Origin of the sequence: Mesorhizobium sp. BR1-1-13, assembly GCF_020165515.1 — a bacterium.
GTDB lineage: Bacteria > Pseudomonadota > Alphaproteobacteria > Rhizobiales > Rhizobiaceae > Mesorhizobium.
The window spans coordinates 472,116-486,379 of the sequence record NZ_JAIUIH010000004.1; the positions used below are offsets into that span (position 1 = coordinate 472,116).

The 14,264-nt window shown below is 63.6% G+C and carries 15 protein-coding genes; 7 read left to right on the plus strand and 8 right to left on the minus strand.

Features of this window, described 5'->3' with window-relative positions; all coding sequences use genetic code 11:
* The first annotated feature begins 309 nt into the window (after positions 1-309).
* Both LB533_RS13000 and LB533_RS13005 read left to right on the plus strand, forming a co-directional pair.
* Positions 310-1,800 (plus strand): esterase-like activity of phytase family protein, encoded by a 1,491-nt coding sequence (locus LB533_RS13000; RefSeq protein ID WP_140639181.1) that lies wholly within the window; start codon positions 310-312, stop codon positions 1,798-1,800.
* A gap of 168 nt (positions 1,801-1,968) precedes the next feature.
* Positions 1,969-3,441 carry an MATE family efflux transporter gene (locus LB533_RS13005; RefSeq protein WP_140639182.1) on the plus strand — a complete coding sequence of 491 codons (1,473 nt, stop codon included), beginning with the start codon at positions 1,969-1,971 and terminating at the stop codon, positions 3,439-3,441.
* Positions 3,442-3,453: 12 nt separating this feature from the next.
* Here LB533_RS13005 and LB533_RS13010 read toward each other — a convergent pair whose 3' ends face one another.
* Both LB533_RS13010 and LB533_RS13015 read right to left on the minus strand, forming a co-directional pair.
* Positions 3,454-4,662 carry an MFS transporter gene (locus LB533_RS13010; protein WP_140639183.1) on the minus strand — a complete coding sequence of 403 codons (1,209 nt, stop codon included), beginning with the start codon at positions 4,660-4,662 and terminating at the stop codon, positions 3,454-3,456.
* Positions 4,663-4,858: 196 nt separating this feature from the next.
* Positions 4,859-5,263 carry an SH3 domain-containing protein gene (locus LB533_RS13015; protein WP_140639184.1) on the minus strand — a complete coding sequence of 135 codons (405 nt, stop codon included), beginning with the start codon at positions 5,261-5,263 and terminating at the stop codon, positions 4,859-4,861.
* A 238-nt stretch (positions 5,264-5,501) separates the two neighbouring features.
* Here LB533_RS13015 and LB533_RS13020 point away from each other — a divergent pair, with 238 nt between their 5' ends.
* Positions 5,502-6,077: a TMEM175 family protein gene (locus LB533_RS13020; RefSeq protein WP_140495258.1), complete on the plus strand. Its 576-nt coding sequence runs from the start codon at positions 5,502-5,504 to the stop codon at positions 6,075-6,077.
* A 4-nt stretch (positions 6,078-6,081) separates the two neighbouring features.
* Here the strand turns inward: LB533_RS13020 and LB533_RS13025 are convergent, their stop codons facing one another.
* A complete protein-coding gene (locus LB533_RS13025) occupies positions 6,082-6,363 on the minus strand; it encodes a hypothetical protein (protein ID WP_140639185.1) in 282 nt (93 codons plus the stop codon).
* Positions 6,364-6,521: 158 nt separating this feature from the next.
* Between LB533_RS13025 and LB533_RS13030 the strand changes: the two genes are divergently transcribed.
* Complete coding sequence (locus LB533_RS13030) at positions 6,522-7,388, plus strand: SDR family NAD(P)-dependent oxidoreductase (RefSeq protein WP_140639186.1); 867 nt, start codon at positions 6,522-6,524, stop codon at positions 7,386-7,388.
* A gap of 80 nt (positions 7,389-7,468) precedes the next feature.
* On the opposite strand, the gene LB533_RS13035 is transcribed toward LB533_RS13030, so the two are convergent.
* From LB533_RS13035 to LB533_RS13045, 3 genes are all read right to left on the minus strand, one after another.
* Complete coding sequence (locus LB533_RS13035) at positions 7,469-7,909, minus strand: low affinity iron permease family protein (RefSeq protein WP_181169327.1); 441 nt, start codon at positions 7,907-7,909, stop codon at positions 7,469-7,471.
* Positions 7,910-8,213: 304 nt separating this feature from the next.
* Positions 8,214-8,855: a DapH/DapD/GlmU-related protein gene (locus LB533_RS13040; RefSeq protein ID WP_140639187.1), complete on the minus strand. Its 642-nt coding sequence runs from the start codon at positions 8,853-8,855 to the stop codon at positions 8,214-8,216.
* An 86-nt stretch (positions 8,856-8,941) separates the two neighbouring features.
* Positions 8,942-9,445, minus strand: coding sequence for a CreA family protein (locus tag LB533_RS13045; protein WP_140630936.1), 504 nt, complete (start codon positions 9,443-9,445; stop codon positions 8,942-8,944).
* 218 nt (positions 9,446-9,663) lie between these two features.
* Here LB533_RS13045 and LB533_RS13050 point away from each other — a divergent pair, with 218 nt between their 5' ends.
* The 3 genes from LB533_RS13050 to LB533_RS13060 all read left to right on the plus strand — a co-directional run bounded on the left by LB533_RS13050 (position 9,664) and on the right by LB533_RS13060 (position 13,056).
* Positions 9,664-10,242 carry an SCO family protein gene (locus LB533_RS13050; RefSeq protein WP_140639188.1) on the plus strand — a complete coding sequence of 193 codons (579 nt, stop codon included), beginning with the start codon at positions 9,664-9,666 and terminating at the stop codon, positions 10,240-10,242.
* Between the two features lie 10 nt (positions 10,243-10,252).
* Complete coding sequence (locus tag LB533_RS13055; protein ID WP_140557545.1) at positions 10,253-11,125, plus strand: 50S ribosomal protein L11 methyltransferase; 873 nt, start codon at positions 10,253-10,255, stop codon at positions 11,123-11,125.
* Between the two features lie 86 nt (positions 11,126-11,211).
* Positions 11,212-13,056, plus strand: coding sequence for an aminopeptidase P family protein (locus LB533_RS13060; RefSeq protein ID WP_140639190.1), 1,845 nt, complete (start codon positions 11,212-11,214; stop codon positions 13,054-13,056).
* Positions 13,057-13,187: 131 nt separating this feature from the next.
* On the opposite strand, the gene LB533_RS13065 is transcribed toward LB533_RS13060, so the two are convergent.
* Together LB533_RS13065 and LB533_RS13070 are read right to left on the minus strand one after the other, a co-directional pair.
* Entirely contained in the window at positions 13,188-13,484 is a 297-nt protein-coding gene (locus tag LB533_RS13065; RefSeq protein WP_140639191.1) for an AzlD family protein, read from the minus strand.
* Entirely contained in the window at positions 13,481-14,209 is a 729-nt protein-coding gene (locus tag LB533_RS13070) for an AzlC family ABC transporter permease (RefSeq protein ID WP_140639192.1), read from the minus strand. Before LB533_RS13070 ends, LB533_RS13065 begins: the two co-directional genes overlap by 4 nt.
* Between the last annotated feature and the right edge of the window lie 55 nt (positions 14,210-14,264).

Consider the following 14,264-nt stretch of genomic DNA (forward strand, 5'->3'; position numbering starts at 1 on the left):
AAGGCTTTCCCCCCGGACTGTCAGAAACCGGCACGATATGCGTAATGTACATAAGCGTCTAGTGCTGCGAACAGCTCCTGGACACGTCGAACCTGTGTCGGAACGATCGATTTCCGGCGCGGCTGCACTTCCCCAGCAGCGTCGCGGCGGGCCGACGCGAATGCGTCACCAACTGTCATGCAAGCATCATGTTCGCGCCTTAGACCGCTTGCCGAGGGCACAAGCGGCCCTCCAGGGCGGCAGCCTCGCCGCCCCCAAGGCAACCTCAATATTCCGCCGTCCCGGCACTTTGTCATCAAGGGGATATCCATGACGCATCTACGCTCATTCTCGTTGCGGCTGCTGGCCGCCGCGCTGGCGGCTTCGGCCGTTTCGCTGCCCGCCTTCGCCGACAGCGCGGCCAGCGTCGGCGGCGCCAGTTTCGTCAACAAGGGGCTGGTGGGGGTTGGCCGCATCCCGGCCGGCCAGCGCGACAGGTTCGGCGAGACCTTCGGCTCCGGTTCCGGCATGTCGATCGACACCGCGGGCTGGACGCATGATGCCGGCACCTACAAGGGTTCGCTGTGGCTGCTGCCCGACCGCGGTTATAACGTCGTCGGCACCACCGACTACCGCCCGCGCCTCAACACCATCAACATCGAGTTCGCCCCGGCGGCGCCAGGTGCCGCGCCCGCGGCCGGCCAGGAGCAGACCGGCGTCAAGGCGACGCTCGCCGACACCATGCTCCTGACCGACGACAAGGGTGCCGACGCCAGCGGTCTCGACCCGCTGAACGGCGTGCGTCCCGCCGCCGGCGACATGCCTGTCCTGCCGCAGGCCGATAACGGCAAGCTCGCGCTCGACAACGAGGCGATCGTGCGGCTGCCCGACGGCACCATGCTCGTCTCCGACGAATACGGTCCCGACATCTACCGCTTCTCCGCCGACGGCCGTCTGATGTCGGCGACCCAGCCTCCGGCCGCGCTCGTGCCGATGCGCCACGGCACGGCCAATTTTGCTTCCGACAATCCGGGCCCAGGTGCTGCCGAACCCGATCCAAAGGATCCCGAGACCGGCCGCCAGAACAATCAGGGCCTCGAAGGCATGGCAATGACGCCGGACGGCAAGTTCGTGATCGCGGTTTTGCAGTCGGCGACCCGGCAGGACGGCGGCGATTCGGCCTCGACGCGCCAGAACACCAGGGCGCTGGTCTATGACGCCTCCGATCTTGCCCATCTCAAGCTGGCACATGAATACGTCGTGCCGCTGCCGGTGTTCAAGGACGCCAAGGGCAAGACCAAGGTGGCTGCGCAAAGCGAGATCGTGGCGCTGTCGGATACCGCTTTCCTGATTCTGGCGCGCGACAGCGGCAACGGCCAGGGCCTGAAAGGCGAGGAGTCGCTGTATCGCAAGATCGACATTGTCGACCTTTCCGGCGCGACCGACATCGCCGGCGGTCCCTTCGATGCCGCCGATAAGCCGGTGGCGCCCAAGGGCGTGCTCGATCCGTCGGTGACGCCGGCAAGGCTGACGCCGTTCATCGACATCAACGACAAGGCCGAGCTTGCCCGCTTCGGCCTGCACAATGGCGCGCCCAACGACAAGGACAACCTCTCGGAGAAGTGGGAGGCGATGTCGCTGGCGAGCGTGCTCGATCCGAAGCTGCCCGACGACTATTTCCTGTTTGTCGCCAACGACAACGACTTCCTCGCCCAGGACGGCTTCCAGGTCGGCGCGCCCTACAAGGCCGAGGACGGCGCCGATGTCGACACCATGTTCCTTGTCTATCAGGTCACGCTTCCCGGCCTCGCCAGGAAGTAAACATCTTACCGGAGGCGCCAGGCGGCGCCTCCGGCCCGACAAGCATGATCGGATGCATGACGGCATGCCTTGCCCGCCGTCGCTCCTTTCGCAAGGGTGCATCCCGGTCGGGCCTGCGGTATCCTGCGTGCCGGACTCAAAAGAACCAGCTTTGCCGGATTGCCCGCCATGGATGAAAAGATGCCCGCGCGCCGGCGCACCGGTGACCTGACCAGCGGCCCCATTCCGCGCACGCTCCTGCTGTTCGCCCTGCCGGTGCTCGGCTCCAACGTGCTGCAATCGCTCAACGGCTCGGTCAACGCTGTCTGGGTCGGCCGCTTCCTCGGCGAATCCGCGCTTACCGCCACCTCGAATGCCAATCTGGTGCTGTTCCTCATCCTCGGCACGGTGTTCGGCATCGGCATGGCGGCTACGATACTGGTGGCGCAATCGGTCGGCGCCCGCGATCTCCCCGAGGCACGCCGCATCGTTGGTACCAGCGCCACCTTCTTCTTCTTCGTCTCGGTGCTGTTCGCCGTCTGCGGCTGGATCTGGGTCGACGCCATTCTGGGCGCGCTCGGCACACCGCCCGACGCCTTGCCGCTGGCGCGCTCCTATTTGCGCATCATCTTCGTCGCGGTGCCGATGATGAACCTTCTGTCCTTTGTCATGACGGTGCTGCGCGGCGCCGGCGATTCGCGCACGCCGTTCTTTTTCATGGCGCTCGCCGTCGTGCTCGACATCATCTTGAACCCACTGCTCATCCGCGGCATCGGGCCGTTTCCAGAGCTCGGCATCGCCGGCTCGGCAACCTCGACGCTTGTGGGCCAGACAGTGAGCGTCATTGCCATCCTGATCGTGCTCTACGTCCGCAAGCATCCGCTGCGTCTGGCCGGCGCCAATCTGGCGCTGCTGCGGCCGGACCCCGCCTTGCTGCGCGTCGTCGTCTTCAAGGGCGTTCCGATGGGTTTGCAGATGATCGTGATTTCGGCCGCGGCCCTGACGGTGATGGGCATCGTCAATTCCTACGGTTCGCAGGTGGCCGCCGCCTACGGCATCGCCGCGCAGTTATGGACCTACATCCAGATGCCCGCGCTCGCCATCGGCGCGGCCGTGTCCTCGATGGCGGCGCAGAATGTCGGCGCCGGCCGCTGGGACCGCATCAGCCGCATCGCAGCGTCAGGCGTCGGCTTCAACCTGGTGCTGACCGGCGCTCTCGTAGCACTTCTATGGGTCTTCGACCGCTCGATCCTCAGTCTGTTCCTGAGCCGCGACAGCGCCGCGATAGACATCGCCGCTCACATCAACAACGTCGCGTCCTGGTCGTTCATCCTGTTCGGCGTCACCATCGTGCTGTTCGCCACCGTGCGCGCCACGGGCGCCGTGATGCCGCCGCTGGTCATCCTGGTGATCTCGGTGCTGGTCGTGCGCACCGGCTTTGCCTATTTCATGCGGGATGTGATCGGCGAGGAAGCACTGTGGTGGAGTTTCCCCGCCGGCTCGATCACCTCCCTGCTGCTGGCCGCGGCCTACTACCGTCTCGGCGGCTGGCGCACCCTGCACATGATCGAGAACAGGCCGGCCGCCGGCGAGCCGCCCGACACCGGGCTCGGCGTGCCGCGCCAACGCGCGCATCTTTCCCCCGAGACGCCGAACGGCTGAAGCTGGCAGCTCTCAAGGCCTGTTTTTCAACCCAAAGCCCAGCGCGACCAGCGCAAACACGATGATCATCGCGGCGAACGCCAGGCTGGCCGCGATGGGGCTGGCATAGGTCGAGATGATGCCAATGCCGATAACGGGCAAGGCATTGCCGATAAAACAGCAGATGAAGAAGCTGGATATCACTTCCGCGCGGCGATCCTCCGGTGCGATCTCGCTCACCACCTGCAGGCTGCCACGATAGCCGAGTGCGGCCGTCACGCCGCAGCAGGCGGTGGCGGCGATCATCAGCGCCATCGACGCCAGCATCTGCGCCGCCACCACCATGAGGATGCTGGGAATCATCAACGCCAGCGCAGCCAGCATGGCCTTGCCGCTCTGCATTTGCTTCAGCGCTACGATGCTGAGCGCCGTGATGATCGCCAATTCGAAGAACAGCGCACCGGCGACAGCATGGTTCGTCTCATGCAGTTGCTGCGCCAGGATGCTTGGCGCCACCGCCGCATAGAAGCCGACCAGCGCCATGGCGCCGAAACCGGTCACCGCCGGCGCGACGAAGCGCGCGCGGATTTCATCCGGCACGGCAAAGTGCGGCCGCATGGAAATCTGCCCGGGGCCGCCAGGCTCCGCCACCGTTTCGCGTGTACGCCAGACCAGGATGGAGACGAATACAAGCGCCGCCAGATAGACGATGAAGACCAGGCGCAAGGGCCACGGTTCATACTGCGCCAACAATCCCGAGACGAGTGCGCCGAAACCGAGGCCCAGGAAATTGGTGCTGGTGGCAATGACGCTGGCGCGCGCCTTGTCAGCGCCAGGGAGAAGCTCGGCGATCCATGCCGTTCCGGTCCCCGCGCCGACACCGATGCCAAGCCCGCTCAGGACGCGCGCCACATCGAGCAGAACGACATTGTTGGCGAACAGAAAGACAAGCGCGCTGGCGACGGCGACGATCATGGCCGCGAGAGCGGTAGGCCGGCGCCCAACGACATCCGACGCGCCGCCCAACATCAGCAGGGCGCCGAGATTGCCGACGACATAGACCGCGTAGACCAGCGTCAGCGTGATCTGTGAAAAGCCGAATTGCTGCTTGTAGATGATGTAGAGCGGCGTCAGCACCGTGCTGCCGGCAAACAGAACGGCGATCATTGTGGCGACCACCGGAATTGCGAGAGCCTCGCCGCCTGCTTCGTTGCGCGAATGCGCCAAGTCACGAATGGCCATGGCCAAACCTCTTCATCAGTTTCAGGGATCGCGACCTTAACGCGCCCTTACTCCCGACGTTCCGGCCGGCCGGTGGGCTCCTGACAGCATGACGGACGTTGTCTGGACCGGAAACCCGTTGGCTGAACAGGCTGGTATCGGAGCCGATGGTTCCGATCCGGCACGACATCCTGTCGTGTGACCCCGCTGCAATTCGCTATTTGCAGGAGAAACCTGGTGCGATCTTGCAGTTCCCGGGACGCGGTTTGTGCGGTGGGCGATGGTGCGGAGGACGGTGCGGCCGATGCTGCCAGTGCGGCGGACGATGCGGCGGGCGCACGATGATCACCGGCGGGCGAACGACATGGGCCCGCGAGAGATAGCCGGAACTGGCCCAGCCGCTGACGCCGCCACCATGAATTCTGCACCAACCCGGCTGGCAGCCGGTGACGTTCACCCTGTAGCCAGCCGGCAGCGTCCCTACCTTGGCATATCCTGCCCCCGGCCCGGTGCGCACGTTGAGGTTGCTGCTGGTGTGGGCGCTGTACGCGAACGCGGCGGCCGACGTGCCGAGGATGGCGGCCAGAATGGTCGCGAGGCAGAGCAGAAATCGAAATCTCATCAGTCACTCCATCAGATCGCTCGGCCATATGTGGCTCAGCCAAGCTGTCTTCGATGGGAGAGACTGCGGCAAGAAAAGTCAACAACTTGCCACAGCAAACCATTGCCGCGAGCCGGCCTGGCGGGAGAGTTTCCCCTGATATAGTTGAGAAATTTCCCGGATGGCGTTTATCGGCCTGACAACATCAGCTAACGATTTACCGTCTTCAATGATCGACTCCGGACAAAGGGCGCAAATCATGGGCAAAGGCAGGGTCGAGGCATTCACCGACGGCGTCGTGGCCATCATCATCACCATCATGGTGCTTGAACTGAAGGTGCCGCATGGCGAGGATCTCTCGGCCTTGCTGCCGCTATGGCCGATCTTCTTCAGCTACGTGCTGTCCTTCATCAACGTCGGCCTTTACTGGAACAATTTGCACAATATGTTCCACACCGTGCAGCGGGTCGACGGCCGCGTGTTGTGGGCGAACCTCAATCTCCTGTTCTGGCTGTCGCTGATGCCGGTGACGACGGCCTTCATGGGCGAAAACCATTTCGCGCCGGTGCCGGTCGCCGTCTACGGCGCCGATCTTGCGCTGTGCGCCATCGCCTACTTCATTCTCGTCGTGACGCTTCACCGATTGCACGGCAACGATACGGCCTTTGCCAGGGCGATCGGCAACGACCGCAAGGGCAAGATCTCGCTTGTCGCCTATCTCTGCGCAATCCCGCTGACCTTCATCAGCCAGTGGATCGGCGTCGCGATCTATGTACTGGTTGCCCTGGTCTGGCTTGTGCCGGACCGGCGTTTCGCACGCGTGATCGAAAAATAGGGATCTATTCGCGCATCGCTTTCAGCTTCTCGGCCACCGACGCGGCAAGATCGGCGTAGCGCTCTTCCAGCCGTTCCGCCGCTTTGATGACCGCAAAGTCATGGCCGAACTTTTCCAGCGCCATGCGCAGCTTCTCGACGAAATCCGCCTGTTTTTCCAAGGCGGAAAACAGCGTCTTCACCTGTGCTTCGCTGATCTCGGGGTTTGCCAGCATCTGCGGCACTTCGCGGCTCATCTGATCGCCGATGGTGGTCTGCTGCTTCAGGATTTCGATCCAGTCCGTCAATCGGGAAATCTCCTTTTGCGAGGCACCATGCGCAGTCTCGGCCGGACCGGTCAACCCGGCCCATGCAGGCTGCTCAAGCGCAGTCAGGCGCGCGGAGGCTTGCGCCAGCCCGCTCCGGCGCTAAGTTCGGCGCCATCGCAAGAAGGAATCCGCCGCCCATGCTGACCGACGCAGACCTCCAGACCGCTTTGCCCGCGCTTGGTTCGGGCAATGCCGCAGTCATTACCGGCGCTGCCAGCGGCATTGGTCTTGCCGCCGCGAAGCGGCTGGCTCTCATGGGCATGAAGATCGTGCTTGCCGATGTCGCCGGCCCGCGTCTTGAGGATGCGGCCCGTATTGTGTCCGCCATCGCCGGCGACGATGCCGTGCTGGCCGTCGCCGCCGACGTTTCGAAGGCACAAGACGTGGATCGTCTCGCCGAAAGAGCCTTTGGCGCCTTCGGTAATGTGTCGCTGCTGATGAACAATGCTGGTGTCGGCAACAACCCGGGCAAGCCGTGGGAGAACCGCGACGCTTGGAAGCAGCTGCTGGACATCAATTTCTGGGGCGTCGTGCATGGTGTCGAAGCCTTCGTGCCCCGCATGCTGGGAGCCCGCCAGCCGGGCCTGATCGTCAACACCGGCTCTAAGCAAGGCATCACCACGCCGCCTGGAAACCTTGCCTACAACGTCTCCAAGGCCGGCGTGAAGACCTTCACCGAGGGACTGGCGCATGCCCTGCGCAATGAACCGGGTGCCCATCTGTCGGCGCATCTGCTGATTCCAGGCTTCACCTATACCGGCCTGACCGAGGGCGCGACCGAGAAGCCGGCCGGCGCCTGGACCGGCGAACAGGTCATTGATTTCATGCTGGAATCCCTGACAAAGCGCGACTTCTACATCCTGTGCCCAGACAACGAGGTGACGCGTCCGCTGGATGAGAAACGCATGGCCTGGGCGATCGGCGACATCATCGAAAACCGCCCTGCTCTGTCGCGCTGGCACCCCGACCACAAGGATGCTTTCGCGGCATTCATGAAGCGATGAGCATGTCCGAAAAAATGAGAGCCGGTGTTCGGATCAGGTCGCATTCGAGCGACGACGGAACTCTTGGGGGTTAACCGGTTTCAGCCGGTGCTTCGAGCCACCTGCTTTTTCGGTTTGCGCTTTGACGCCACGGCTTTCTTGGCAGCTATGGCCGCGATTTTCTCGTCATGCCGCTTCGCTGCCCGCTCGCATTTGGCACGGATCTCCTGGACCTCGGCTTCGGTCAGATGCTCGATACCGATGAAGGTGTTCTTGGCTTCGCTGACCCGGATCAACTCGTCGAGTTTGGCCTGGATTGCCGCGCCGTCTCGATTCTGGGTGTTTTGGATGAGAAACACCATCAGGAAGGTGATGATCGTCGTCCCGGTGTTGATCACCAGTTGCCAAGTGTCCGAGAAGGCGAAGAGTGGGCCGCTTACTGCCCAGATGATGACGATCAGGCAGCAGAGTGCGAATGTCGGCGACAGCCCCGCAAGATGGGCTACCCGGTTGGCGATTTTGGTGAAGAGCTTCTCGATCATGGGGTCCCTCAAACAGCGCCGCGCCGTGCGGTACGCCGGAAGGAACAACCGGCGGCCATATCAGGTTCCCATCGGAAAGAAATACAACCGCTGCAATCGAATGCACGCATCAAGGGAATTGGTGTCAAAGTAACGGTGCAGGCAAACAGGCCTGTTTCTTCCCTTCACAGCGGTTTACCTCCAGCCCCTTCCGTCGCCCCACCCCGCATGACGGAAGGGGTTCATCCGGAGCGCTCGCACAGTGGTTCCCTGAGGCGCGCCTTTGGCGCAAATGCGCGTGCTCTTCAGCCGCGCCGGCGCGAACTCATGCGGCGTGATTTTCCCAGCGGTCCAGGAAGATCTCGATGGTCATGGCCTGCATGTCGGGAACGGCGCTGGCGAGCTTTTCGACCGGCCAGTCCCACCAGGCGAGAGCCTCGATCCGCGCCGCGATATCGGCTGCGAAACGCGGCCGAAGCGGCTTGGCCGGCACCCCGACGACGATCGTATAAGGCGGCACGTCATGCGTGACGACGGCATTGGCGCCAACGACGGCGCCATTGCCGATGGTGAGGCCGGGCATGATCACGGCGCCGTGGCCGATCCACACGTCATGGCCGATGCTCACGGCCTCCGCCTGGCGCCGTTCGCGGAAGGCGGCATCGACGCCCAGCCAGCGGAAATATTCGTTGGGCCGGTAGCTGACCTTGTGCTGGGTCAGCCGCTCGATCGGATGATCCAGCGCATTGATGCGGCTGTTGGCGGCAATCGAGCAGAATTTGCCGATCCTCGTGTAGATCGCCTCGGCGTGCCGCTCGAAATAGGAAAAATCGCCGACACTCACTTCGCGCAGCACCACCCGCTCGCCGATCGAGGCGTAGCGGCCGAGCTTGCATGCTTTCAGCTCCGCCGTCGGATGGATACGCGGCTCGGGATCTTTCAGCACGAGATTTTCGGAACGGTCCATACGGGCGGCTTTACGTCAGGGCAATAGCTCCCGCAAGTCGGGAGCAATTGTCGGTCGGGTCAATTGCACGAAAGAACCGGATCCATCTATTTCGGTTTGCCCTTGGTCCACACCACGTTCTGGCCGTAGAGCGGCACGGTGGTGACCGACATTTTGGCCGAGCCGTTCTGCACCTGGCGCGAATGCGAGAGGTAGATCAGCGTCTCGTTGGCCTTGTCGTAGATGCGGTTCACCACCTGCTTCTTCCAGATCAGGCTGATGCCTTGCTTGAACACCTCCTCGCCGCCTTCGCTCATGTCGATGTCGCCGATGGTGATCGGACCGGTCTGGCGGCACGAAATCGAGGAATCGGAAGGATCCTCGAACCAGTTGCCCTTGTGCAGACGGTCGATGATGCCGCGGTCGAAATAGGACACGTGACAGGTGACGCCGTCCACCTTCGGGTCCTTGATCGCTTCGACGATGATGTCGTTGCCGAGCCAGTCGACGCCGACCTTGCCGACTTCATCGGCGACTGCGGCACCGGCGCCAAGGACAAGGCACGCGGCCAGAGCGCCGCCGATCAGATTTCGCCCAATCAGTCGTTGCAAGATAGCCTCCGAGTTCAAGTTTGCCGGTCTCAGGTGGGGCCAAGGACATTGCATTGCAAGCCGCCGGCCCCGATCAAAACGCCGGCATAGGTCACGGCCGGTTGCGTCAACGCGGCACCTTTGCGTGTACCCGGTCGAACCGCTAAGACTGTTCGCCAACCAAGGGCTGCCAGGCCATGGCCGGCATGCCGATGAAATTACAAGACGGAATCCTACTGATGATGCGCGCAATACTGGTCGGCATTCTCGTCCTGATGGCAGCCGGCATAGGCTGGCTGACCTTCGACTGGTATCGGGGCCACTATGGCGGCGAGCCTTTCGGTGCCGCCTTTACGCTGGTCGACCAGAAAGGCGCGCCGATCACCGAGGCCGCCTTCCGGGGCCACCCCAGCGTCGTCTTCTTCGGCTTCACCCACTGCCCCGAAGTGTGTCCGACCACGCTGTTCGAACTCGCCGGCTGGCTGAAGACGCTCGGCGACGACGGCAAGAACCTGCATGCCTATTTCGTCTCGGTCGATCCGGAGCGGGACACCCCCGCGGTCATGAACGCCTATGTCAGCAATTTCACGGATCGCATCACCGGCATATCGGGCGACCCCGACAAGGTCCACGCCATGGCGAAGTCCTTCGGCATCTACTGGAAGAAAGTCGACACCGGCGACGGCGACTACACGATGGACCATACCGCCTCGGTGCTGCTGCTCAACGGCAAGGGCGATTTCGCCGGCACGATCGCCTATGGCGAAAGCGCCGACACCGCCGTGGAAAAGCTCAAACGCCTCGCGGCCAAGGGCTGATGCGAAATCCATGACCCAGACGCGGCTCCATTTCACCGCCGGCAAGATCGAATCCACCAGAATTTTCGCCGCACTCGATGCCGCCTTTGAGGATGAAGGCTTGCCGATCGCCGTGCTGGAGGTCGATGAGGACGCGGACATTCATGAAGTCTCTCTCTATGCCGACGGCGATGTGGATGCGGTCGAGGCGCGGGTGAAGGACATTCTGGCAGGGCTAGCCCTGTCCAGGCCGGTCGAGCGCGAGACCTTGCCCGATATCGACTGGGTGGCGCGCTCGCTGGAAGGGCTGAAACCGGTGCGTGCCGGCCGTTTCTTCGTGCATGGCGCGCATGATCGCCGCAAACGCCACAGTGGCGAGCTTGCCATCGAGATCGAAGCGGGGCTGGCCTTCGGCACCGGCCACCACGGCACCACCGCCGGATGCCTGGAAATGCTGGAAAAGGTGACGCGGCGCGAGCGGCCGCGCAACGCGCTCGACCTCGGCACCGGCAGCGCGGTGCTGGCCATCGCCGTGGCCAAGCTCTTCCATATTCCCGTGCTGGCGACCGACATCGATCCGGTAGCGGTAAGCGTTGCCGCCGCCAATGCGCGGCTCAACCACGTCAAGGCGCTGGTGGAGACGGTGACCGCGCCCGGATTCCACCATCCGATCTTTGCCAGGCGTGCGCCCTTCGACCTGATCATCGCCAACATATTGGCGCGGCCGCTGATGCGGCTTGCGCCGGAAATGGCGCGACACATCAGCCTCGGCGGCTCGCTGGTGCTGTCAGGCATTCTCGACCGGCAGCGCGACGCGGTGATCTCCGCCTATGTCGGCCAGAGTTTTCGCCATGTCAGAACGCTGCACCGCGAAGGCTGGGTGACGATCCATCTCAAACGGTGACGCAACCCCGTCTGGCCCTGCTGAAATCGATTCCGGTTTCCAGCTCCATGCGTTACGGTCGGGCACTATCCGAGGGAGACGCCACCATGTTCCAGACCTTTGATTCCGCTGGCGATCCGGCCGTCGGCAGACCACGCGTGGCGTTGCTGCGCCAATGGCTGGCGGAAAACGGCCTGGACGGATTTGTCGTTCCCCGCGCCGACGAGCATCAGGGCGAATATGTCGCCGACCGCTCGGCGCGGCTGAAATGGCTGACCGGCTTCAGCGGCTCCGCCGGCGTTGCCGTCATCCTGCGCGACCGCGCCTTCATCTTCGTCGACGGACGCTACACGCTCCAGGTGCGCGGCGAGGTCGATCTCGGTATCTTCTCGATCGAGAGCCTGGTCGACAATCCGCCTGCAAATTGGCTTAAGGACAACCTTGGCAAGGGCGCGCGGCTCGGCTTCGATCCCTGGCTGCACACGATCGGTGAGATCAAGGCGCTGCAGGCCTCGGCCGAAAAGACCGGCGCCGTGCTGGTGCCGCTCGAGACGAACCCGATCGACATCATCTGGAAGGATCAGCCGGATGCACCGGTCGCTCCTGTCGAACTCCATCCCATCGGTTTTGCCGGCGAGCTCGCCAAGGACAAGCTGGCGCGGCTGGCGGCGGCGATCGGCAAGGAGGGCGCCACCCATGCGGTCCTGACCGACCCCTCCTCGATCGCCTGGGCCTTCAACATCCGTGGCGGTGACGTGCCGCACACACCGCTGGCGCTCGGCTTCGCCGTCCTCGCCGCCGACGGGTCGCACCAGCTTTTCATGGACAGCCGAAAATTCTCGCGGCAGGTCGCGGCCTATCTCACCCAGCTCGCCGATTTGCGCGAGCCCGGCGAATTCGAAGCGGCGGTCGTGGCGCTGGCCAAGAGCGGCGCGAAAATCGCGCTAGACCCCGTTTTGGCCGCCGACAAGCTGCGCATGCTGGTCGAGGACAATGGCGGCGAGGTGATTGTAGCCCCCGACCCGGCCCGCATTCCGCGCGCCACCAAGAACCAGGCCGAGATCAACGGATCGTGCGCCGCGCATCGCCGCGACGGCGCGGCCGTGGCCAAGCTTCTGTGCTGGCTCGATCGCCAGAAGCCCGGCTCGCTCGATGAGATCGCGGTCGTCACCCGGCTGGAAGAGACGCGCCGGCAGACCGGCGAGGAAACGCAAATGCCGCTGCGCGACGTCTCCTTCGACACCATTTCGGGCGCCGGCCCGAACGGCGCCATCATGCACTACCGCGTGTCGCGCGCCACCAGCCGCAAGCTCCAGGCCGGCGAGCTGTTCCTGCTTGATTCCGGCGCCCAATATCAGGACGGAACCACCGACATCACCCGCACCGTGCCGATCGGCCAGCCGACCGAGGAAATGCGCGAACGTTTCACGCTGGTGCTGAAAGGCATGATCGGCATTTCCACGCTGCGTTTCCCCGCCGGCACGCGCGGCTCGGAAATCGACGCCGTCGCCCGCATGGCGCTGTGGAAGCATGGCTGCGACTTCGCGCACGGCACCGGCCATGGCGTCGGCTCGTATCTGGCCGTGCACGAAGGCCCGCAACGCATCGCCCGCACCGGCACTGAAAAGCTGCTCGAAGGAATGATGCTGTCCAACGAGCCGGGCTACTACAAGGAGGGTTCCTACGGCATCCGCATCGAGAACCTCATTCTGGTGACGCCGGCCGCCCAGATCGACGGCGGCGACATCGCCATGCACGGTTTCGAGACGCTGACCCTGGCGCCGATCGACGTCAGGCTGGTGCGCTCGGATTTGTTGACCCGCGACGAGCTGCATTGGCTCGACACCTACCACGCCCGCGTGCTGGCCGAGATAGGCCCGATGCTCGACGGCGAGACGCTGGCCTGGCTGGAAAAGGCAACCGCGACGCTGCCGCACGACGCGAAGGTTTGATCTAGAGCAATTCCAGGAAAAGTGCGTAGCGGTTTTCCGTCCGGAATTGCGTAAAAACAAAGAGTTAGAGCGGGTCGGCGATTCCATCAAACGCTGAACCGCTCTAACTTCGAACGTTGGCGCCTCGAACTCTACCCCACGAACTGCCGCGCCAGGATCAACACCGCCGCCCCGGCCAGAAACATCGCCATCAACCCGCCACGCAGCGAAACCAGCGCGGTGACGACCAGCGCCGCCCACTCCGCCGGTCCGGCATTCAGCAGTTCCGGCGCTACCAGCGTCGTCAACACGGCAGCCGGTACGGCGTTGAGGCCGGCTTCCACGCGCGGATGGATGTAGTCGAAGCGGGAGATGACCAGATGGCCGCCGATGCGCGTGAGATAGGTGGCGATGGCGCCGGCGATGATGATCCAGAAGGTCGTGCTCATGGCCTTGCCTCCACACCGCTGCGGTGTGGCGGCAGGATGACGGCGAGCAGTACGCCGGCAATCGCGCCGATCGAAACGTGCCAGGGTGACCCCACTGTCTTGTAAGCGATGATCGAGGCGCAGGCACTGGCGATGACCACCGGCAGCCACAGCGCCCGCTTGCGGAAGCCCATCACCAGGCCAAGGAAATAGATCGGCAGCAGGAAATCGATGCCCAAGGCATGGGGATCGGGAATGAGCTTTCCAAACAGCGCGCCGAGCGCGCTTTCGATGGTCCAGAACACATAGACCGGTAGCCCAAGCCCCAGATACCAGGCAAAGCCGACGGTCTGGCCTGACTGGGCCCTGGCCTCGGCAACGGCGAATTGCGGATCGGTGAGAATGAAGAAACCGAGCGCCCGTTGCACCCCGGACCAGTGCGCGATACGCCGGCCAATGCCGGCGGAATAGAGCACGTGGCGGAAATTCACGGCGAAGATCGACAGCACGATCAGCCACGGCGCCACATGCTGGCCGAACAGTTCTATGCCGACCATCTGGCTGGCGCCGCCGAAGATCAGCGCGCTCATCAGGAAGGCTTCGAAAACGGAAAAGCCATTGTCGACGGCAATCGCGCCGAACAGCAGCCCGAACGGTGCCGCCGCCACCACGACCGGAATGGATAGCCGTACGCCTTGCCAGAAATCGCTCTTCGCGCCATTCTCCGAAATTGCTTGCGCCGACATGTCTCTCCCCGATCAGAGGGCTGATGTAGGAAGCACCACCCGGCTTGTCACACGA

Excerpts from the sequence above, each read along its gene's own strand:
- LB533_RS13000 (WP_140639181.1), top strand. The coding sequence starts at position 310 with ATGACGCATCTACGCTCATTCTCGTTGCGGCTGCTGGCCGCCGCGCTG.
- LB533_RS13005 (WP_140639182.1), top strand. The coding sequence starts at position 1,969 with ATGGATGAAAAGATGCCCGCGCGCCGGCGCACCGGTGACCTGACCAGC.
- LB533_RS13010 (WP_140639183.1), bottom strand. The coding sequence starts at position 4,662 with ATGGCCATTCGTGACTTGGCGCATTCGCGCAACGAAGCAGGCGGCGAG.
- LB533_RS13015 (WP_140639184.1), bottom strand. The coding sequence starts at position 5,263 with ATGAGATTTCGATTTCTGCTCTGCCTCGCGACCATTCTGGCCGCCATC.
- LB533_RS13020 (WP_140495258.1), top strand. The coding sequence starts at position 5,502 with ATGGGCAAAGGCAGGGTCGAGGCATTCACCGACGGCGTCGTGGCCATC.
- LB533_RS13030 (WP_140639186.1), top strand. The coding sequence starts at position 6,522 with ATGCTGACCGACGCAGACCTCCAGACCGCTTTGCCCGCGCTTGGTTCG.
- LB533_RS13035 (WP_181169327.1), bottom strand. The coding sequence starts at position 7,909 with ATGATCGAGAAGCTCTTCACCAAAATCGCCAACCGGGTAGCCCATCTT.
- LB533_RS13040 (WP_140639187.1), bottom strand. The coding sequence starts at position 8,855 with ATGGACCGTTCCGAAAATCTCGTGCTGAAAGATCCCGAGCCGCGTATC.
- LB533_RS13050 (WP_140639188.1), top strand. The coding sequence starts at position 9,664 with ATGATGCGCGCAATACTGGTCGGCATTCTCGTCCTGATGGCAGCCGGC.
- LB533_RS13055 (WP_140557545.1), top strand. The coding sequence starts at position 10,253 with ATGACCCAGACGCGGCTCCATTTCACCGCCGGCAAGATCGAATCCACC.
- LB533_RS13060 (WP_140639190.1), top strand. The coding sequence starts at position 11,212 with ATGTTCCAGACCTTTGATTCCGCTGGCGATCCGGCCGTCGGCAGACCA.
- LB533_RS13065 (WP_140639191.1), bottom strand. The coding sequence starts at position 13,484 with ATGAGCACGACCTTCTGGATCATCATCGCCGGCGCCATCGCCACCTAT.
- LB533_RS13070 (WP_140639192.1), bottom strand. The coding sequence starts at position 14,209 with ATGTCGGCGCAAGCAATTTCGGAGAATGGCGCGAAGAGCGATTTCTGG.